This is a genomic window from Hoeflea sp. IMCC20628 (assembly GCF_001011155.1).
Classification (GTDB): Bacteria; Pseudomonadota; Alphaproteobacteria; order Rhizobiales; family Rhizobiaceae; genus Hoeflea.
On sequence record NZ_CP011479.1, the window covers coordinates 1,245,591 to 1,265,864 of the forward strand.

General features: G+C 60.8%; 20 protein-coding genes. 17 read left to right on the forward strand and 3 right to left on the reverse strand.

Translation table 11 applies throughout. The annotated features are described in order from the left end of the window. Window positions 1-10 precede the first annotated feature (10 nt). The 12 genes from IMCC20628_RS05830 (at window position 11) to rarD (ending at window position 10,261) form a co-directional block, all read left to right on the forward strand. Entirely contained in the window at window positions 11-706 is a 696-nt protein-coding gene (locus tag IMCC20628_RS05830; RefSeq protein WP_047029441.1) for an ATP-binding cassette domain-containing protein, read from the forward strand. A 51-nt stretch (window positions 707-757) separates the two neighbouring features. After that, window positions 758-1,543 (forward strand): SOS response-associated peptidase, encoded by a 786-nt coding sequence (locus IMCC20628_RS05835; RefSeq protein ID WP_047029442.1) that lies wholly within the window; start codon window positions 758-760, stop codon window positions 1,541-1,543. Between the two features lie 4 nt (window positions 1,544-1,547). Continuing rightward, window positions 1,548-2,171: a LysE/ArgO family amino acid transporter gene (locus tag IMCC20628_RS05840; RefSeq protein WP_047029443.1), complete on the forward strand. Its 624-nt coding sequence runs from the start codon at window positions 1,548-1,550 to the stop codon at window positions 2,169-2,171. 193 nt (window positions 2,172-2,364) lie between these two features. Then, on the forward strand, window positions 2,365-3,819 hold the full coding sequence (gene cysS, locus IMCC20628_RS05845) for a cysteine--tRNA ligase (RefSeq protein WP_047029444.1): 1,455 nt from the start codon (window positions 2,365-2,367) through the stop codon (window positions 3,817-3,819). Between the two features lie 281 nt (window positions 3,820-4,100). Continuing rightward, the gene (locus IMCC20628_RS05850) at window positions 4,101-4,469 is read left to right on the forward strand and encodes an endonuclease domain-containing protein (RefSeq protein ID WP_082128023.1); all 369 of its coding nucleotides are present in this window, start codon (window positions 4,101-4,103) and stop codon (window positions 4,467-4,469) included. 10 nt (window positions 4,470-4,479) lie between these two features. After that, window positions 4,480-4,875, forward strand: a complete 396-nt coding sequence (locus tag IMCC20628_RS05855; protein WP_047032292.1) for a VOC family protein — start codon at window positions 4,480-4,482, stop codon at window positions 4,873-4,875. Continuing rightward, a complete protein-coding gene (locus IMCC20628_RS05860; RefSeq protein WP_047029446.1) occupies window positions 4,872-5,360 on the forward strand; it encodes a GFA family protein in 489 nt (162 codons plus the stop codon). Before IMCC20628_RS05855 ends, IMCC20628_RS05860 begins: the two co-directional genes overlap by 4 nt. Then, the gene (locus tag IMCC20628_RS05865) at window positions 5,357-5,854 is read left to right on the forward strand and encodes a GFA family protein (RefSeq protein WP_047029447.1); all 498 of its coding nucleotides are present in this window, start codon (window positions 5,357-5,359) and stop codon (window positions 5,852-5,854) included. The genes IMCC20628_RS05860 and IMCC20628_RS05865 overlap by 4 nt, the downstream gene beginning before the upstream one ends. Further along, window positions 5,851-6,330, forward strand: coding sequence for a GFA family protein (locus IMCC20628_RS05870; protein WP_047029448.1), 480 nt, complete (start codon window positions 5,851-5,853; stop codon window positions 6,328-6,330). Before IMCC20628_RS05865 ends, IMCC20628_RS05870 begins: the two co-directional genes overlap by 4 nt. A gap of 120 nt (window positions 6,331-6,450) precedes the next feature. After that, window positions 6,451-7,413 (forward strand): prolyl aminopeptidase, encoded by a 963-nt coding sequence (gene pip / locus IMCC20628_RS05875; RefSeq protein ID WP_047029449.1) that lies wholly within the window; start codon window positions 6,451-6,453, stop codon window positions 7,411-7,413. Window positions 7,414-7,575: 162 nt separating this feature from the next. Next, window positions 7,576-9,192, forward strand: a complete 1,617-nt coding sequence (gene cimA / locus IMCC20628_RS05880) for a citramalate synthase (protein WP_047029450.1) — start codon at window positions 7,576-7,578, stop codon at window positions 9,190-9,192. A 130-nt stretch (window positions 9,193-9,322) separates the two neighbouring features. Further along, window positions 9,323-10,261 carry an EamA family transporter RarD gene (rarD, locus tag IMCC20628_RS05885; protein WP_047029451.1) on the forward strand — a complete coding sequence of 313 codons (939 nt, stop codon included), beginning with the start codon at window positions 9,323-9,325 and terminating at the stop codon, window positions 10,259-10,261. On the opposite strand, the gene IMCC20628_RS05890 is transcribed toward rarD, so the two are convergent. Then, window positions 10,248-10,865, reverse strand: a complete 618-nt coding sequence (locus IMCC20628_RS05890) for a TIGR00730 family Rossman fold protein (protein WP_047032293.1) — start codon at window positions 10,863-10,865, stop codon at window positions 10,248-10,250. The two genes, rarD and IMCC20628_RS05890, sit on opposite strands and share 14 nt — an antisense overlap. Window positions 10,866-11,003: 138 nt before the next feature. Here IMCC20628_RS05890 and IMCC20628_RS24175 point away from each other — a divergent pair, with 138 nt between their 5' ends. The 5 genes from IMCC20628_RS24175 (at window position 11,004) to pssA (ending at window position 17,155) form a co-directional block, all read left to right on the forward strand. Next, window positions 11,004-13,061: an Ig-like domain-containing protein gene (locus IMCC20628_RS24175; RefSeq protein ID WP_197078394.1), complete on the forward strand. Its 2,058-nt coding sequence runs from the start codon at window positions 11,004-11,006 to the stop codon at window positions 13,059-13,061. 98 nt (window positions 13,062-13,159) lie between these two features. After that, window positions 13,160-13,540, forward strand: coding sequence for a metalloregulator ArsR/SmtB family transcription factor (locus IMCC20628_RS05900; protein WP_082128026.1), 381 nt, complete (start codon window positions 13,160-13,162; stop codon window positions 13,538-13,540). A gap of 21 nt (window positions 13,541-13,561) precedes the next feature. Next, window positions 13,562-15,454 carry an ABC transporter ATP-binding protein/permease gene (locus tag IMCC20628_RS05905; RefSeq protein ID WP_047029452.1) on the forward strand — a complete coding sequence of 631 codons (1,893 nt, stop codon included), beginning with the start codon at window positions 13,562-13,564 and terminating at the stop codon, window positions 15,452-15,454. A 91-nt stretch (window positions 15,455-15,545) separates the two neighbouring features. Continuing rightward, window positions 15,546-16,247 (forward strand): phosphatidylserine decarboxylase, encoded by a 702-nt coding sequence (locus IMCC20628_RS05910; RefSeq protein WP_047029453.1) that lies wholly within the window; start codon window positions 15,546-15,548, stop codon window positions 16,245-16,247. A gap of 32 nt (window positions 16,248-16,279) precedes the next feature. Then, window positions 16,280-17,155 carry a CDP-diacylglycerol--serine O-phosphatidyltransferase gene (pssA, locus tag IMCC20628_RS05915; protein WP_047029454.1) on the forward strand — a complete coding sequence of 292 codons (876 nt, stop codon included), beginning with the start codon at window positions 16,280-16,282 and terminating at the stop codon, window positions 17,153-17,155. Window positions 17,156-17,159: 4 nt separating this feature from the next. Here the strand turns inward: pssA and IMCC20628_RS05920 are convergent, their stop codons facing one another. Continuing rightward, window positions 17,160-19,397, reverse strand: coding sequence for an AMP-binding protein (locus tag IMCC20628_RS05920; protein WP_047029455.1), 2,238 nt, complete (start codon window positions 19,395-19,397; stop codon window positions 17,160-17,162). Window positions 19,398-19,531: 134 nt separating this feature from the next. After that, on the reverse strand, window positions 19,532-20,269 hold the full coding sequence (locus IMCC20628_RS05925) for an SDR family NAD(P)-dependent oxidoreductase (protein WP_047029456.1): 738 nt from the start codon (window positions 20,267-20,269) through the stop codon (window positions 19,532-19,534). Window positions 20,270-20,274 lie beyond the last annotated feature (5 nt).

Here is a 20,274-nt window from a genome sequence, read left to right on the forward strand (position 1 = left end):
GGGGGCGGAGATGAGCGACGACTATCCGATCATCGTGCGCGGCCTGAACCATTGGTTTGGCAGCGGTGAAGCCCGCAAACAGGCGATTTTCGACGTCGATCTCAAAGTGGTGCGCGGAAGCCTGACCGTGCTGATGGGGCCATCGGGATCTGGCAAGACAACGGTGCTGACGCTGATGGGCTGCCTGCGCGATCTGCAGGAAGGCTCGATCACTCTGCTCGGGCATGAACTGATGGGCGCGGGCAACGCGCTCAACGAAGCGCTCAGGCGGCGGCTTGGGTTTATCTTTCAGGCGCACAATCTGCATGGCAGCCTGACCGCGATGCAGAACGTGCAAATGGGACTGCAGGTTCATAATCTGAACGATCCAAAACTGGAGCGGGAAGCCGCCCGGCATGCCTTGTCGCTGGTCGGGCTTGCCGACCGGATGGATTATCTGCCGGGCAGTCTGTCGGGTGGCCAGAAACAGCGCGTGGCAGTGGCCCGGGCGCTGGTCGGCAATCCCGATATCGTCTTTGCCGACGAGCCGACCGCAGCCCTCGACAAGGAGAGCGGGCTCAATGTCGTGGCCATGCTCAAGCGGCTGGGCGAGCAGCGCGGTACAACAACGGTGATGGTGACCCACGACAACCGCATTCTCGAACTGGCCGACCGCATCATCACGCTGGAAGACGGGCGGATCGTATCCGACACCAAGCCGACATAGTCCGATCCGTCATTGCTTGACCCTGCCTTTGTCCTGCGGCATGGATTGGCAATGTGTGGACGTTTTTCGCTGACAGCAACGCCGGAAGAGGTGCAGGAACTGTTCGGTCTTGAGGAGATCGAGGATTTCCCGCCGCGCTACAATATTGCGCCGACGCAGCCGATCCTGATCATTGCCGGCGACCGTCGCCGCGCCGAGGGCGACAACCGCACCGATCGCCGGGCGCTGCTGGCGCGCTGGGGATTCTTGCCCGGATGGGTCAAGGATCCGGCGGATTTTCCGCTGCTGATCAATGCCCGGTCTGAAACTGCCGCCGAGAAAGTCTCGTTTCGCGCCGCCATGCGGCACCGCCGGGTGTTGATAGCGGCATCGGGATTTTACGAATGGCACCGCCCGCCAAAGGGCTCGAACGAGAAATCCACGCCCTACTGGATCAAGCCGAAACAGGGCGGGATTGTCGCTTTTGGTGGACTTCTGGAAACCTATATGAGCGCCGATGGGGCAGAGATGGACACCGCCGCTGTCCTTACAACCGGGCCCAACCAGATGATCGCGCCGATCCACAACCGGATGCCGGTGGTGATCAGGCCGGAGGATTTTACGCGCTGGCTTGATTGCCTCAACCAGGAGCCGCGCCATGTGAACGACCTGATGGCGCCGGCGCCGAATGATTATTTCGAGGCTATCCGCGTCTCCGATCTGGTCAACAAGGTTGCCAATAGCGGGCCCGAGGTGCAAATGCCCGCCACCGACAAATTCGAGCAGCCCGAACCAGCCCAACCGGTTCGCAAAGCCAAAGCGCCGCCTCCTGCCTCTGACCAGTTGAAGTTGTTCTGACCCGATGACACCTCTCTTCGCTCCCGCTTTCTCCGGCCTGCTGCTTGGCGGCTCGCTGATCATCGCCATCGGTGCGCAAAACGCCTTCATCCTGCGGCAGGGGTTGCTGCGTCAGCACGTGTTCATTCTGTGCCTTATCTGCGCGCTGTCGGATGCCGTGCTGATCGGGCTTGGCGTTGCCGGGCTTGGCGCGATCATTTCGGGCTCGAAAATCCTGATCGCTGTGGTCACGCTTGGCGGCGCGGCATTCCTCGCGGTCTATGCGTTTCTGGCGCTCAAACGGGCGATCTCGCCTTCAGGGCTTGAAGCGGCGAAATCCGGGCCGGGATCACTCAAGGCGGCTGTGCTGACCTGTCTCGCCTTCACCTTCCTCAATCCGCATGTCTATCTCGACACGGTGCTGCTGGTGGGCGGGTTGAGCGGGCGCTATGAGGGCACTGCGCGGCTGGCGTTTGCCATCGGCGCGATGTCGTCGTCGTTCATCTGGTTCTTCGGGCTTGGTTATGGCGCGCGGGTGCTGGAGCCGCTGTTTTTGAAACCCTCTGCCTGGCGGGTGCTCGACGGGTTGATCGCGGCTGTGATGGCGGCGCTGTCCCTGTCGCTGCTGGTGCGGTTTTTCGCCGCCTGAAAGCCGCGCTCCGGCATCTTGACCGGGCGGGTTCAATCGGGGATAAGAACAGCATGAAAACGGCACACGGCGCACGCGCCACCTGCATTTGCGGCATCATTATTCGCTAGCGCTTCGCTGGCTCGGCCGTTTTCGTCTTCTCACCATACAGGACAAACGACCCGGGCCAGGGTGCTGGCATCGGGGAGTTACCATGACCGAACTCAAATTCTGGAACACGCTGACGCGGGTCAAGGAAGAGTTTACGCCGATCGATCCGGACAATGTGCGGATGTATGTCTGCGGCCCGACGGTCTATGATTACGCCCATATCGGCAATGCCCGGCCGGCAATCGTCTTCGACGTTCTGTTCCGGCTGCTCCGCCATGTCTACGGCGAAGACCATGTCACATATGTCCGCAACCTCACCGACGTTGACGACAAGATCAACGCCCGTGCGCTCAGGGATTATCCCGACCTGCCGCTGAACGAGGCGATTGCCAAGGTCACCGAGAAAACCGCTGACCGCTACCACAAGGATGTGGCCGCACTCGGCTGCCTGCCGCCGACATTCGAACCGCGCGCCACCGCCCATATCGATGGCATGGCGAAAATGATCCAGCGGCTCATCGACAAGGGCAACGCCTATGTGACCTCGGGCCGGGAAGGCCGAGAAGTGCTGTTCTCGGTCAGTTCAATGCCGGATTACGGCAAGCTGTCGAACCGCAAGCTCGAGGACCAGCAGGCCGGCGCGCGGATCGCGGTGGAAGACCACAAACGCAACCCGGGGGATTTCGTGCTGTGGAAAGAGTCCGCGAGCGACGAGCCGGGCTGGGATGCCACATTCACCGATGGCGGCGAGACCACGACCATTCACGGCCGCCCCGGCTGGCACATCGAATGCTCGGTGATGAGCGAGTATCATCTCGGCGAAACCTTCGACATCCACGGCGGCGGGCTGGACCTGATCTTCCCGCACCATGAAAACGAGATCGCCCAGTCCTGCTGCGCCCACGGCAACGACCGGATGGCCAATCTCTGGATGCACAACGGTTTTTTGCAGGTCGAAGGCAAGAAGATGTCAAAATCCGACGGCAACTTCGTCACCATCGCCGAACTGCTGGAAACCGACAAATTCGGCGGCCGCAAATGGCCCGGCGAGGTGCTGCGACTGGCGATGTTGATGACGCATTACCGCGAGCCGATCGATTTTTCGGTGAAGCGGCTGGAAGAGGCGGAGGCCGCGCTTTGGAAGTGGGCGGAAGCTTCAGAAGGGGCGTCACTACAATCCAGAATGGATGAGCACGCAGTTGAGATTTTGTCTGAAGACCTCAACTTCTCAGCGCTTAAGGCTTATTTGGACCAGTTGAGCAAAGCGGCTTCAAGTGGGGATGAAAAGGCGCGAGATTGGCTTCGAAGCACTCTTTATCACCTCGGGTTTGTGGAGCTTAAGAGGCAGTCAGACGGCGAAACTGCAAAAATTGTTTTTGAGAAGGCAGATTCAACTATCGGTCCGCGCATTAAGCAACGGCTCGCCCTCATCGCTGCCAAAAATTGGGCCGAAGCCGACAAGATCCGTGACGAACTGCTTGAGCAGGGCATCCAGCTCAAGGACGGCAAAGATCCGGAGACCGGTGAGCGGGTGACGACTTGGGAAGTGAAACGGTGAGTTTACGGCTTTACCCCCCTCTGTCGGCTACGCCGACATCTCCCCCGCAAGGGGGGAGATTGGGGGCTCGGGGCGCGCGCCGGAGTGTAAAACCGGGATCGGGATATGTTGAGAGCTTTGTTACTCCAAACAATCGCCGGCCTGCATCCGGGCTATCGGATTTTTCCCTTTCAGGTTGTTTTCTGAATACGGATGGAGTTTTGTTGTTTGGGCGTGATCTCGCGACACGCCGATCTCCCTCCTTGCGGGGGAGATGTCACGCAGTGACAGAGGGGGGTGACTTGCCGCACGGGAAAGTGCCGCCGCATCTCAGACGCAATGCGCGCCGTATGCGCCGTGCCATGACCGAGGCCGAGCTCAAGCTGTGGAATGAACTGCGGGCCCATCGGCTGATGGGCCTGGGTTTTCGGCGGCAATTGCCGATCGGCCGCTATATCGTCGATTTTGCCTGCCCGGAGCACAAGCTCATCGTCGAAGTCGATGGCAGCCAGCACGCTGAAAATCAATCCCATGATCAGGCGCGAACTGTCTATCTCGAAAAACAGGGATGGAAGGTTGTTCGCTTCTGGAACGGTGATGTGCTCACCGATATCGACAATGTCTGCACGCATATCCTGCGTTTGATCGGGAGCACAGACGATGACCACTGAACTCAAAATGATGCTGGATCATGTCAGCCTCAGCGTTGCCGACATAGAGAGGGCCAAGCGGTTCTACGCGGCCATTCTTGCCGAGCTTGGCATGGAGCTGGTCGGCGAGGTGACGGCGGAGCAATCCGGGTCGGTGGCCCATGCCGGGTTTGGCATTGGCCGCAAGGGGCAGCTCTGGCTGGCCGAGGACGGTCCGCAGACACCGTCGGCGCATATCTGTTTCCGCGCAGACTCGCGCAAGGCGGTTCGCGCCTTTCATGCGACCGGTCTTGCCAATGGCGGGAGCGACAATGGTGCGCCGGGCATTCGCGAGATCTATCATCCGGAATACTACGCGGCTTTTGTCACCGACCCGGAAGGCCATAACATCGAGGCCGTCTGCTTTGAGCCGGAGGACGAGGAATGACGAGAGTTCACTCCGGCGGCTGCCAGTGCGGTGCGGTGCGTTACAGCATTGAGGGCGAACTCGAGTATCCGCATCTGTGCCATTGCCGCATGTGCCAGAAGGCGGCGGGGAACTATTTCATGCCGCTCGGGTTTGCACCGGAGGAAACTCTGACCATCACCCGTGGCCAGCCGGGCTTGTTTCAGTCTTCCGATCCGGTGCGGCGCGGGTTTTGCCGAGATTGCGGCACACCGCTGTTTTTCGACACACTGCAATCGGATGGTATGGCGGTGACGCTTGGCAGCTTGGATGATCCGGCGGTGTTCCCCCCGGTGTCGCAGGACGGGATTGAAACACGCATGCCGTTTCATGCGGCGCTCGGCAGCCTGCCGGGGAAAAATGTCGACCGTGACGATCTGCCGGGCGGCATCGAGAGCATTGCCTCGACCAACCATCAGCATCCTGATTACGACAGTGGCACTTGGCCGATCGAGGACAAGTCGTGAGTACTCAAACCTTGAGCGGCGGCTGCCAGTGCGGCGCGGTGCGTTACCGGATTACGGGCACGACCTTCCTGCCACACACCTGCCATTGCCGGATGTGCCAGAAGGCGGGCGGCAATTACTTCATGGCTTTGGCCAGCGTCGCGAAGGCGGGTTTCATCGTCACGCGCGGCGAGATTTCCTGGTTCCGCTCATCTGAGCCTTCGCGGCGCGGGTTTTGCTCCAGGTGCGGAACGCCGCTGATCTATGAAGCCGTGGCTCGTGACAACACCAATGTGACGCTCGGATCGCTCGATGACCCGCTCGCCATCCGTCCGGAGCACCAGTTCGGTGCGGAAAGCCGGGTACCATTCCTGTGCGAAGTCCTGTCCATTCCGACAGCGGTATCCATGGACGATCCCGAAGAGGACGGCGTCAAGCTTGCCGAGGTCGCCTCGAGCAATCACCAGCACCCCGATCACGACACCGGCGTCTGGCCGATGGAGAGCAAGCCATGAGCACTGAAACACATTCCGGCGGTTGCCAGTGTGGCGCGGTGCGGTTCCGATTGAGCGGAGCGCCCGGCACATCATCTGTGTGCTATTGCCGGATGTGCCAGAAGGCCTCGGCCAGCCAGGCGCTGGCGCTGGTGTCAGTCGGCGACGCTTCTATCGAATGGACACGCGGCGAGCCAACGTGGTTTCAGAGTTCCAACGCGGCGCGGCGCGGATTTTGCAGCGCCTGCGGAACGCCGCTGGCCTATGATGCGCCGGACGGGCTGGCGCTGTCGGTGCTGGCTTTTGACGATCCCGACAGGGTGGCACCAACGATTGCCTATGGTGTCGAGGCCAAGCGAATCTGGTGCGACGCGATCCCGGCTCTGCCCGAGCGGCATACGCTTGAAGATCCGGACGCGGTGGCGTTTCTAAAATCGCTGGTCAGTTTTCAGCATCCCGACCATGACACGAAAACCTGGCCGGAGCGGAAGCCGTGAGTGAGCGCAAGCCGGGAACCGAAATGCCGAAATGGCTGCTTTACGGCCTGATCGGCAAGGGCGTACTGGTGGTCGCAGTGACGGTCGCCGTGGTCGTGTGGGTAAATTGGAGTTGAGAGAATGAGTGCATTGCGTGGATTTTATCCGGAGATCGAACCATTCGAGACCGGCTTTCTCGATACTGGCGACGGCCATCAGGTCTATTGGGAGCGGGTCGGCACCAGGGGCGGCAAGCCCGCCGTGTTTCTCCATGGCGGCCCGGGCGGTGGCTTTGGCGCGGTGCATCGGCGGCTGTTTGATCCGGCACTTTACGATGTGATCCTGTTTGACCAGCGTGGCTGCGGCCGCTCGACGCCATTTGCGGCGCTGGAGAACAACACCACCTGGGATCTGGTCGCCGATATCGAACGGCTGCGAGACATGGCAGGTTTTGATCAATGGCTGGTGTTCGGCGGCTCTTGGGGCTCGACGCTGGCGCTGGCCTATGCGGAAACCCATCCAGCCCATGTCAGTGAGCTTGTGCTGCGCGGCATCTACACGCTGACCAAGGCGGAGCTCGACTGGTATTATCAGGTCGGCGTCTCGGAGATGTTTCCCGACAAGTGGGAGCGCTTCCTGGCACCGATCCCGGAAGCCGAGCGCGGCAGTCTGATGACGGCCTATCGCAAGCGGCTGATTGGCGATGATCGGGATCAGCAGATGAAAGCTGCCAAAGCCTGGAGCGCCTGGGAAGGCGAGACCATCACGCTGCTGCCGGAACCATCAACCAGCGACAAGTTTCACGAGGACCAGTTCGCTTTGGCGTTTGCGCGGATCGAGAATCATTTCTTCGTTCATGGCGGCTGGCTGGAGGAGGGGCAATTGCTGCGCGATGCCCACAAGCTGGCCGACATCGACGGCGTCATCGTCCATGGCCGCTACGACATGCCGTGCCCGGCGCGGATTGCCTGGCAGTTGCACAAGGCTTGGCCGCGCGCCGGTTTCCACCTCATTGAGGGAGCCGGCCACGCATTTTCCGAGCCAGGAATTCTCGATCAACTGATCCGCGCTACTGACAGATTTGCGGGGAAAGCCGATGCTTAAGGGCTTGGGTCGCACCCCCCTCTGTCACTTCGTGACATCTCCCCCGCAAGGGGGGAGATCGGATGCCGAGAGTTCGAGGGTTCCATTCTCCCCCCTTGCGGGGGAGATGTCGGCGTCGCCGACAGAGGGGGGTGTTTCTCCCGATAGTTTCTGGAGAATGCAGTGACCAAGCAACGCATCTACCTGTTCGACACCACGCTGCGCGACGGTCAGCAGACGCCGGGGATCGATTTTTCCGTCGACGACAAGATCGCCATCGCCAATATGCTGGACCAGTTCGGCATCGATTACGTCGAGGGCGGCTATCCCGGCGCCAACCCGACCGACACGGCATTCTTTGCCAAGAACCGCACTGAAAAGGCCACGTTCGTGGCGTTCGGAATGACCAAGCGGGCAGGCGTTTCGGCATCCAACGATCCCGGGCTGGCCGGTTTGATCCAGGCGTCCGGCGATGCAGTCTGCCTGGTGGCCAAAAGCTGGGATTATCACGTGAAAGTGGCGCTCGGCTGCACCAACGAGGAAAACCTGCAATCGATCTCGGAGTCAGTGCAGGCCGTCATCAGTGCGGGCAAGGAGGCGCTGGTTGACTGCGAGCACTTTTTTGACGGCTACAAGGCCAATCGCGCCTATGCGGTGGCCTGCGCCAAGGCGGCGCATGATGCCGGCGCGCGCTGGATTGTGCTTTGCGACACCAATGGCGGTACCCAGCCGTCCGAGATCACCCGGATCATCGCGGAGATGATCAACGAAGGCATACCGGGTGACCGGCTCGGCATTCACGCCCACAATGACACCGGCCAGGCAGTGGCCAATACGCTTGCCGCCGTGGAAGCCGGCGTGCGCCAGATCCAGGGTACGCTCAACGGCATCGGCGAGCGCTGCGGCAATGCCAATCTGATCACGCTGATCCCGACCCTGATGCTCAAGCCTGCCTTCGCAGACCGTTTTGAAACCGGTGTTCCTGCGGCAAACCTTGAAGGGTTGACCGGGCTCAGCCACGCATTCGATGAACTGCTCAACCGGTCGCCGCCGACCCAGTCGCCCTATGTCGGGGCTTCGGCATTCGCCACCAAGGCCGGCATTCATGCCTCGGCACTGCTGAAAGACCCGCGCACCTACGAGCATGTGCCGCCGGAAAGTGTCGGCAATTTCCGCAAGGTGATGGTCTCCGATCAGGGTGGCAAATCGAACTTCATCAATGTGCTCAAGCGGCGCGGCATTGCAGTCGCCAAGGATGATCCGAAGCTCGATCACCTGATCAGCATCGTCAAGGAGCGCGAGGCCACCGGCTATGCCTATGAAGGCGCCGATGCGAGCTTCGAGCTGTTGGCGCACCGCACGCTGGGCAGGGTGCCGGAGTTCTTCTCGGTCACTAGTTTCCGGGTGATGGTGGAGCGCCGGTTCAACGCGATGGGGCAGATCACGACGGTCTCGGAAGCCGTGGTCAAACTGGTGGTCGACGGCATCGAGATGATGTCGGTGGCCGAAGGCCATGGTCCGGTCAATGCGCTCGATATCGCGCTTCGCAAGGACCTCGGTGTCTATCAGTCGGAGATCGCTGATCTCGAACTGGTCGATTACAAGGTGCGCATCCTCAATGGCGGCACCGAGGCGGTTACCCGGGTGCTGGTCGAATCCGCCGATGGCGATGGCGCCCGCTGGTGGACCGTCGGCGTGTCCGACAACATCATAGACGCCTCGTTCCAGGCGCTGATGGATTCGATCGTCTTCAAGCTGATGAAGAACCGCGACATGGCGGGCAAGGTGGCGGCGGAGTAGGCGCGCTAATTGGATAGACATCGGTTGGTTCGATGGTTGTTCGCCGATAGTTCAGCGGAATGAATTTGCTCATTCGTACCGGTTGCCATAAGCGTCGACACGCGCAACCAGCAAGAGAACGGGACAGATGATGGCAACCAAAACCGCACCGGCGCCTTATGATGAAGACACGCCGCGTGGATTTGCTTTCGCGCTGGTGGCTTATCTGCTGTGGGGATTTCTGCCGTTCTACATGAAGGCGGTTGCGCATATTCCGGCCTTCGAGGTGGTGGCGCACCGGGTGGTCTGGTCGGTGCCGATCGCTGCGATTGTGCTGATTTTGCTGGGCCGGACCCAGGATATCCGTGCTGCATTCAAGTCGCCTCGCACGATGGGCATGGCGCTGATCACAGCGGCGCTGATCACGGTCAACTGGAGCATCTATGTCTGGTCGATTGGTGCGGGCAGGGCGATCGAGACCGCACTCGGCTATTACATCAACCCGCTGTTTTCGATCTTCCTCGGTGCAATTTTGCTGAAGGAAAGTCTCGACGGGCGTCAGAAAATTGCCATCGCGCTTGCAGTCGTCGCCGTCGCATTGCTGGCCTGGGAATCAGGCGGTTTGCCCTGGGTGTCTGTCGGTCTGGCGATAAGCTGGGGGTTTTATGCGTTTTTCAAGAAGTCGCTTCCGGTCGGCCCCAATCAGGGCTTCTTTCTGGAAGTGCTGGTGCTGACTATCCCCGCACTGGGCTACATTACCTATACCGAGTTCAACGGCACCGGTCATTTCGGAGATACCGGAATGACGGATATGCTGCTTCTGATGGGCTGTGGCGTGGTCACGGCGGTGCCGCTGATGATTTACGCCAATGGCGCCAAGCTGCTGCGGCTTTCGACCATCGGGATCATGCAATACATTGCCCCGACGATTATCTTCATCATCGCGGTGTTCATCTTCAAGGAGCCGTTCGGTCCCTACAAGCTGGCGGCGTTCCTGCTGATCTGGATTGCGCTGGCAATCTACACGTCGTCACTGTTGCGCAGCCGCAAGGCGCGCCTGGCTGCGGCGGCGGCCGTCACATCCGTTTGATCAACTCCGGTTCGCCTTCATCCGTGCCGCTCAGGGCCTTGGCCAGAATGGCGGGCACGATGGCTTCGGCCGTGTTGATCACCATCGGCTGAACCAGATGCGCGGTGTGGATGAAGCCTTCACCGGTCATGTGACCGATCAGGGAATTCAACGGGTCCCAAAAGCCGTTGATGTTGGCAAATACCATCGGCTTGGTATGCCGGCCAAGCTGCGCCCAGGTCATGATCTCGATGATTTCCTCGAGTGTTCCGATGCCGCCCGGCAATGTGACGAAAGCATCGGAACGTTCAAACATCATGTGCTTGCGTTCGTGCATGTCCTTTGTGACATGCAATTCGCTCAACCGGCCGAGGTCTTCTTCCGAAGCCTCCTTGTCCATCAGGAATTCCGGAATGATGCCGATGGCCTTGCCGCCGTTGGACATCACCGCATCGGCAACCGCGCCCATGATGCCCTTGGTTCCGCCACCATAGATCAGGTCTATGCCGTTTTCGGCCATGGACCGGCCCAGAATTTGAGCCGCTTCCCGATAGGCGGGGTCGCGACCCGGCTGTGAGCCGCAGTAGACGCAGATGGATTTGATGCCGGCAGGATGTGTGTTCATCAGGCGAATGAACATGCACCCGGCGATATGGTCAAGCCCGATGCTGCGCTGCAGCTTGCTTTTTCTTGTGCGGAAGATTCAAACCAGATAGGTTTTGAAGTCATAACGGCGGTTTTCGCCGTGGATGCGGAGTGGACTATGATCAATTTTGGTGCCGGTTTGGCGAAGATCGCCGGTGCGGTGAAAATGGGCGCAGCTTTGCCGGCGATTGCGGGTGTAATCGTTGCAGCGGCTGTCGGCACCTATTACGTCGCGCCCCAGTTCCTCAACTCAGACAAAGAGACCGCATCTCAGCCTGCGCAAGTGTCCAGTCTGATGGGCGGCGATTCAGCGGCCACCGATGCGCCTCTCGCCGAAGCGCCGGCAGAGACGTCCGATACGACTACGGATGGTTCGACTGATGCGGCAGCAACTGCCGACAGTGTGGAGTCGCCGAGCTTTGATCTGCTCAGGGTCGAGCAGGACGGCTCCACGGTGATTGCCGGAAAGGCAGAACCCGGGACAAAGCTTGATATCATGAGCGACGGAACTGTTGTTGCTTCGACCTCGGTCGGGGTTAGCGGAGATTTCGCAGCTGTTCTCGACACGCCTTTGGCTGCAGGTGACCACCTGTTGACGCTTCGCAACGTCAGCGAAGACGGTGCAGTGCGCCAATCCGAGGAAATTGCCACGGTTTCGGTCCCGCATGCTGCCGGCGGCGAATTGCTGGCGATGGTCAGCAAGCCGGGTGAGGCGAGCCGGATCATGGCCCAGCCGGTCGCACCGGCTGATGAAATATCCGAAGAAGTGGCTGCGCCCGAACCGGTGGCAGATGTCGCCGAGGCTGCTACTGACGACGCAACGGGTGAACCCGCGGAAACCGCGACGAACGAAACCGCCGCTGCGGACCAGCAGGCAGAGGCCGCGCCTGAGCAAATCGTGGCCGGTACGGCCAGTGACGAGCAGTCTGCAATCGAAACGCCCGCGCTGCCTGACGCCGCAGGGCTTTTGACGACCTCGGCGCCCGAGGTTGCGGTAAACAACGAAGCCACAGCCGAAATCGCCAACACAGAGAACCCCGCACCGGCTGAGCAGGACGCGGATGTGGAGGTTGCCATGGTGGCGCCCGATCCCGTTGCAGAGCCCAAGGCGGCTGAAATTCCGTCAGATTCCACTGTCCGCGTCGATGCCGTCGAGATCGAGGGCGATCGCATTTTCATCGCCGGTTCGGCGACGCCGGGATATCCGGTGAGGGTCCTGGCCGATGGTGTCGTGATCGGCACTGAAAAGGCTGACGAGTCCGGACGCTTCATTGTCGAATCCACTGGCGAACTGGCCGTTGGTGACCACATCATCAGCGCCGAGCTGCTGGACCGTGATGAGCAAACCGTGCTGTTGCGCGCCACTGTGCCGTTCAACCGTCCGGCGGGTGAGGCCTTGGCAGCCGTGGCGCCTCCGGAACCGGCAATGGCAAAGACGTCTGACAATGAAGTGGCGACGTCCGCAGATTCGACATCAGGTGCTTCTTCCGGCGTGGACATGCCAGACACGCTAATTCGGCCGGATATCGTCAGCATTTCCAAAATGCGCGAAGCTTCCTTCGAAGCGTTGACGGTGCTGGAGCAGATGGTTTCCGCCTCCGACGCGGATGCCGCCGCCGTGTCGACAGCACTTGCTGACACGGTCACCAAGCTCAAGGCTGCGGCGATGGCTGAACTGCCCGCCGACAGCAGCGACGAGGCTTCGGCGATGGCCGAATCGATGCGGGCTCAAGCCAATGCGGCGCTTTCGGTGCTCATGCCGCTTGCGGATGGCGAGCGTGATCTGCTTGCCGATCCGGCGAAGACGAGCGAGATGCTCAAGCAAGCCGGCTCCGGGCTTTCCGAACCCTCCCGGAGTGACATTGCCGCCGCAAATGCACCGGATCCGGCGACCGACGCCAACGGTCAATCCGGCGAGCCGCGCACCATTGTTCAGGCGCCTCTGGCCTCGACACCTGGTGCGGTTATCATCCGGCGTGGCGACACGCTGTGGCAGATTTCCCGCCGGACCTATGGTCAGGGCGTCCGCTACACCACGATTTATGTCGCCAATAAGTCGCAGATCCAGGATCCGGACCGGATCAAGCCAGGACAGGTGTTTTCGGTTCCCGACAGTCCGCTGGAAAATGCCGAAGAACTGCACAAGCAATTGCTGGATGGCGGCAACAAGTCCTGAAACAGGCTGCGGGCTGCGATCTGGTGGTCGCATTTCGCCATGGCGGACGGCCGTGTCTGGTTGACTGATTGGCATTCATCGTATATCGCCGATGAACGATGAATGTATCTGAACCCCAATTCGACGTCCGCGATGATGCGGTGGCGCGCAAGCTGGCAGCACTGGCGCATCCGGCGCGGCTGCGTTTGCTCAGGCATCTGGGCGCCACCGACAGCTGTTGCGTCAAGGATCTGACTGGACAGGCCGGCCTGGCGCAATCGACGGTCTCGCAGCATCTCAAGGTGCTTGTCGAGGCCGATCTGGTCAGCTTCCGGGCCGAGCGGCAATGCTCCCGCTACACCGTCAACGCCGAAGCCCTGCGCGAACTTGCGAGCATCATCGGGCAAACACTAGATCATTGTTGCGGCGGCGGCTGTTGCGCGGCCCAGGATGACGAAAATTCGAATATCGAACGGCAGGCAGACGCACCGGCGGCCTGACCGGACACAAGGACATGTGATTTGAACACCAAGACTGTATCCGCCGAAAAGGGAAACCCCTTCGGCACTCTCAAAAACCTGTGGCCCTATATGTGGCCGGCAGACCGGCCAGATCTGAAAATGCGGGTGTTGTGGGCAACGCTGTTCCTGCTGCTGTCCAAACTCGTGCTGATCTCGGTGCCCTATTTCTTCAAATGGGCCACCGATGCGCTCAATGGCGACCCGACGGTGGCGAGCTGGATGCCGGCGCTGATCGCCACACCGGTGATGCTGGTGGTCGCCTATAATGTGGTGCGGATCGTGCAATGGGGCTTCAACCAGTTGCGCGATGCGCTGTTTGCCCGGGTCGGCCAGCACGCCGTGCGGCAACTGGCCTACAAGACATTTGTCCACATGCACGAATTGTCGCTCAGGTTTCATCTGGAGCGGCGCACCGGCGGCCTGTCGCGGGTCATCGAGCGCGGCACCAAGGGCATCGAGACCATTGTCCGCTTCACCATCCTCAACACCGCACCGACGCTGATCGAATTCGCCCTGACGGCCGTCATTTTCGGTGTGGCCTATGGCTGGGGCTATGTCGCGGTCACAGCCGTCACGGTCTGGTTCTATATCTGGTTCACCGTGCGGGCCTCGGACTGGCGGATTGCGATCCGGCGCTCGATGAACGCGTCGGACACGGATGCCAACACCAAGTCGGTCGATTCGCTGCTCAATTACGAAACGGTCAAATATTTCGGCAATGAGGACATGGAGGCGCGCCGCTTCGACGTGTCGATGGCGTCCTATGAGAAATCGGCGACACAGGTCTGGACCTCGCTTGGCTGGCTCAACATGGGGCAGGGCGTCATTTTCGGGGTCGGCATGACCGTTATGATGGTGATGTCGGCGCTTGCGGTGCAGGCGGGCACCCAGACCATCGGTGACTTCGTCTTCATCAACGCCATGCTGATGCAGCTCTCCGTGCCGCTGAATTTCATCGGCTTCGTCTACCGGGAAATCCGCCAGGGGCTCACCGATATCGAGCAGATGTTCGAGCTTCTCGATGTCGAGCCTGAAGTGCGCGACGCGCCCGATGCAAAGCCGCTGGCAGTCGGCCAGGGCGCGATCCGCTTTGACAATGTCAATTTCAGCTATGACCCGTCGCGTCCTATCCTCAAGGGCGTCTCGTTCGAGGTTCCGGCCGGCAAGACCATTGCCATTGTCGGGCCGTCGGGGGCAGGTAAATCGACGATTTCGCGGCTGTTGTACCGGTTTTACGACATCCAGTCGGGCAGCATTTCCATTGACGGGCAGAATGTGCGCGATGTGACGCAAAAAAGCCTGCGTGCCGCCATCGGCATGGTGCCGCAGGACACGGTTCTGTTTAATGACACGATCGCCTACAATATCCGCTATGGCCGCATCGACGCCAGTGAAGAGGAAGTCAATCAGGCGGCTGACCTTGCCCAGATCGGCGGCTTCATTCGCAGCCTGCCGGAAGGCTTCAAGGCCATGGTTGGTGAGCGCGGGCTTAAACTCTCCGGTGGCGAGAAGCAGCGTGTGGCAATTGCCCGGACCATCCTCAAGGCGCCGCCGATCCTGATCCTGGATGAGGCAACGTCGGCGCTCGACACCGCTACCGAGCAGGAAATCCAGACGGCGCTCGACTTCGTCTCCAAGGACCGCACCACGGTGGTAATCGCTCACCGGCTGTCGACAGTGGTCAGCGCCGACGAGATCATCGTGCTCAAGGATGGCCAGATTGCCGAACGTGGACGCCATGCCGACCTGCTGGAGCAAAAGGGCCTCTACGCCTCGATGTGGGATCGCCAGCGCGAAGCCACAGAAGCCGAAGAACAGCTCAAGCGGATGCGTGAAGACGACGAGTTCGGCATCGTGACGCGGCGGCGCACGCCGGAAGTCGGCGAAACCTGATCAGCCCGCGTGCAATTGCCGCCGGAAAGTGGTTTCCCCTTTGGGGGGAATTGCTGTAGGCACGGCCAATGGACAAATCAGGGAAGACGTCATGAGCATTATCGACAGCGTTCGCAACGCGCTGGTTCCGGTTCACCGGGAAGGCTACAAATTTGTCGCCGCATTCTTTGGCGCATCGGTTCTGCTGGGCTGGATCGCCGATCCGCTGTTCTGGATCGGCATGGTGCTGACCGCATGGTGCGCCTATTTCTTCCGCGACCCGGAACGGGTGACGCCGCTGGATGATGATCTGGTGATCAGTCCCGCCGATGGCCGCGTCTCCTCGGTGGTGCGGATGATGCCGCCGGTCGAGCTTGGTCTGGGGACCGACGAAATGCTGCGTATCTCGGTGTTCATGAATGTGTTCGACTGTCATGTGAACCGTGCACCGGTCAAAGGCCGCGTTGTCCGCAAGATCCATTCACAGGGCTCGTTCCTCAATGCAGAGCTCGACAAGGCCAGCACCGAAAACGAGCGCAGCGGCCTGGTGATTGAAACGACCCGCCATGGCGAGATTGGTGTGGTGCAGATCGCCGGACTGGTGGCGCGCCGCATCCTGTGCTGGGCCGACGAGAACGAGCAGCTTGATGCAGGCGAACGCTTTGGCCTGATCCGGTTTGGCTCACGACTCGACGTGTTCCTGCCGACGTCTGCCCGATCGCTGGTCAGCGTTGGCCAGACAGCAATTGCAGGCGAAACCATGCTTGCCGAATTTGGATCAGACAAGGGACCCGTAGTCAGCCGCCGCGATTGAGGCTGGCTGCTCAGGTGACAAGGGAGAAATGCATGCCGACGCCGTTCCCACCCTATGAACCGCATGGTCCGGAAGACGAAGAACTGGATGAGGGCCGTGGCCCGCGTTTACGTGAAATCCCGTTCCGGATGCTCGTTCCCAATCTGATCACCGTACTGGCGATCTGTGCCGGCATGACCGGTATCCGGCTGGCATTCGAAAACCGCTTCGAAATGGCGGTCGCCATGGTGCTCATCGCTGCGTTCCTCGACGGCATTGACGGACGGGTGGCGCGGCTGTTGAAAGCGCAATCGAAATTTGGCGCGCAGATGGATTCGCTGGCCGATATCGTCAATTTTGGCGTGGCGCCGGCGCTGGTGCTCTATGTCTTCATTCTTGATCAGGCACGGTCATTCGGATGGATCGCGGCGATTGTCTTTGCTGTCGCTGCAGGCCTGCGCCTGGCTCGGTTCAACGTCATTTCCGAGACCACCGCCAAATCGGCCTGGCAGAGCTATTATTTTGTCGGTGTGCCGGCACCTGCCGGGGCAATGCTGGTGTTGTTGCCGATCTATCTCGGCTTTCTCGGTATGCCGATCGACAAAAGCACCGGTTTCATTGCGGCTGCCTACACCATGTTCATCGGCTTTCTGCTGGTCAGCCGGGTGCCGGTGTTTTCCGGCAAGGGTTCCAGTGGTGGCGTCCGCCGCGACCTGGTGATGCCGTTCATCTTGGCGGCGGTGGTCTATGTCTCGCTGCTGATGAGCTTCACCTGGGAGACACTGACGCTGACGGCACTCGGCTACCTGGTGTCGCTGCCATTCGGCGCGCGGGCCTGGTCGCGCAAATATGGGCCAATGTCACGTCTGAAGACGCAACAGGACGCGGCGGACAGCGGCTCGGATGCCGGAGAAGACCCGAAAGACTGAAGCGCTACTTTGTCTGTTGGCCGGCGCGGTGTGAACTTATCCATTCGTCGGCGATCTTCTGCGCCGTGACATAGTCTGTCTTGCCCGAGCCCAGAACCGGAATTTCCGGCACATTGACGATCTCGCCCGGAACCATAAGGTCGGTGGCGCCGAACCTGCGGGAGTAATCGCGCAACTCGTCGCGCAAGGCAGGCATCTTGGTTGTCACCAGCACGATGCGTTCGCCCTTGCGGGCGTCCTCCACCGCGACGGCGGCGTGGAAGTATTCCGGCCAGAGTTTTTGCACCATTATCTCAATGGCGCCCAGAGAGATCATCTCTCCGGCGATCTTGGCGAAGCGTTTGGCGCGCCCGCGAATGGAGATGAAGCCGTCATCATCAACGGCAACGATATCGCCGGAATCGTGCCACCCATCGGCAAGCGGGTGCAGCGCGCCGGGATCGGAGGCCAACATGTAGCCGATCATGACATTGGGGCCCGAGACAAATAACCTGCCGCCATCGTTGATGCCTTCTACCGGCTCCAATCTCAGCGCCATCCCCGGCAGCAATCGGCCGACGGTTCCGTCCTTTGAGTGGCTGCCGGAATTGACTGCCGCAACCGGTGCCGCTTCGGTCATGCCGAAGCCTTCAACGATGACTGCGCCAAAGCGCTCCAGGTAGATTCTTCGGGTTTCGGCGCGTACCGCTTCCGCACCGGCCACGATCAGCCGCAAGCTCTGGAAATCGGTGTCCTTGGCGGTGCGGGCGTAGCCTGCCAGAAATGTGTCGGTGCCGAACATGATCGAGGGTTTGACCTCGCGGGCCACTGCCGGAATGATCCGGTAATGCAGCGGTGACGGGTAGAGAAACAATCTGATGCCATAGAGCAGCGGCAGGATGGCGCCGCCGGTCAGCCCGAAGGAATGAAACACCGGCAGCACATTGAACAATTTGTCGCGCACCGAAATGTCGATGCGGGCTTCTGCCTGGGCGGCGTTGGCGTGCAGGTTCTTGTGGGACAGGACCACGCCCTTGGGCGTGCCCTCGGAGCCGGAGGTAAACAGGATCACCGCCGCATCACTCGCCTCGACCGGACGCAAGGGGCTGCGCCACATCAGGAACGCGCTGGCTTTTTCTTGACGTGAGATGGTCTCGCGCAGTTCCTCGAGCCAGACGATTTTCACGCCTGCCGCTTCAATGGCAGCAATTTGAGGCTCGAGACCTGCCTTGTCGACAAAGGCGCGGCTGGAAAGCACTGTGCGGATCCTGGCCGTCGACAGCGCCGAGACGAGTGCAGCCGATCCCGCAGTGTAGTTCAGCATCGCCGCGACCCGACCTGCCGATTGCAGCGCCAGAAAGGTGACGATCACGGCGTTGGCATTGGGCAACATGATTCCCAGCGCTTCGCCCGGCTCGCTCATCCGCTCGAAGCGGGCGCCGAGCGCGCGCGCGCCGATCATCATCCGCTTGTAGGTGAGCTTGCCGCCAAGCGCGTCCTCAAGCACCGGTCCGGCCTTGCCATAGCGGTCGGCAGCGTCTCGGAACGCCAGGAACAGACCGCGCTCGAGGTCGTTGCTGGCAAACCGTGCCAGCGCCAAAGCATCATGCACCCGGTCTTCATCACGTGACGCAGTCGAACCGTTGCCCGCCGGGGCGATGTCGTCGAAATCAACCAGCCCTGATTGCGCCAGCCTGAAGCTCGGTAACAACTGGCGCGGGGCTTCTTCTCGCGGATGGGCTGACCAGAGCGACAAGCTCGATCCGCGGACATGCATGGCGCGGAGTGGCGCCTTGTGCTTGCGTGCGAGCGTTGCAATTGCTGCGTAGCGGGCGAGGGTTTCAGGCGCAGGCTCGATCGGGTATGGGAGCGCAATCGTCACAGAAGAGCCGGCAGCCAGCGCAGTCTGGATAGCTGCCGTGTCGCCGGCCGGAGCGGTGCGGGCGAACAGCCGCAGGCCGAACAGGATCAGCGAGCGCTGGTCGCCCTCGTGCAGCACATGCAGGCAGTTGCGGTCGAGTACGGACCATAAGACCGCCACGTCAAGGCCTGACTGGCGCGCGTAGACATGGATGACCGGGCTGGCGGTTTTGGAACCGGTTGGCTCAATGGTTTCAGGCAAGTGCAGCCGGAACAGGGTCTTGAACTTGGTCAGCGCAATGGCTTGCGGCAGGCTGATGCCGTGCTTTGCCGAGGTCCGGAAAGCTGCCACCAGAACGGCACCCAGCACAATAATGATCAGTGTTGCGACCCAACCCGCCATGAACGGTCTCCTCCACCTGTGACCGATTGCAAACGCATGACGCGCTCGAATAGGTCAACTGCTCCTGTCGGGGAGCCTAGAGCCGATTTCAGAGAAAGGGAACCGGTCAGATGGTCGTGGAAACGGCGGGCAGCCTATTCGGGCAGCCGGTAGTCGAAGAAGCGGTTTTCTTTGACGCGGAACAGTTTGCCTGATTCAGTGCAGGACGGACTGCAGAGCGGGACCAGCTTTTCTGCAACTTCGGACGGATGGGGCAGGGTGTCGGGGTTTTCGCCCGGTACCGCCTGGGCTCGCATCGCTGTGCGGGTGGCGCCCGGATCAATCGAATTGACAGTCAGCGCCGTCTTTTCAGTCTCCGCGGCCCAGACCCGCGCCAGCGTCTCAACCGCTGCCTTGGACGCAGCATAGGGGCCCCAGAAGGCACGGGCCGAATGGGCAACACCTGAGGACAGGATCAGTGCCCGGCCGGCGTCGGAGTTGATCAGCAGCGGCTCGACCGAACGGATCACCCGCCAGGTAGCGGTGACGTTGACCGCCATCACCTTGTCGAAAACCTTGGCCTCGACATGACCGACAGGCGAGATGGTGCCCAGCACGCCGGCATTGGCCACGAGTATGTCGAGCTTGCCCCAGCGGTCGTTGATAGCCGAGCCGAGCCGGTCGATGGCGGGCATGTCGGTCAGGTCCATCGGCACCAGTGTGGTGCTGCCGCCCTCGGCCTGAATGGCGTCATCGAGATCTTCGAGGCCGCCGGTGGTGCGGGCCACCGCAATCACATGCGCGCCCTGTTTGGCCAGCGCCAATGCGGTCCAGTAGCCAATGCCGCGTGAAGCGCCGGTGACAAGCGCGATACGTCCGTCAAGAGAAGTCATGCTTT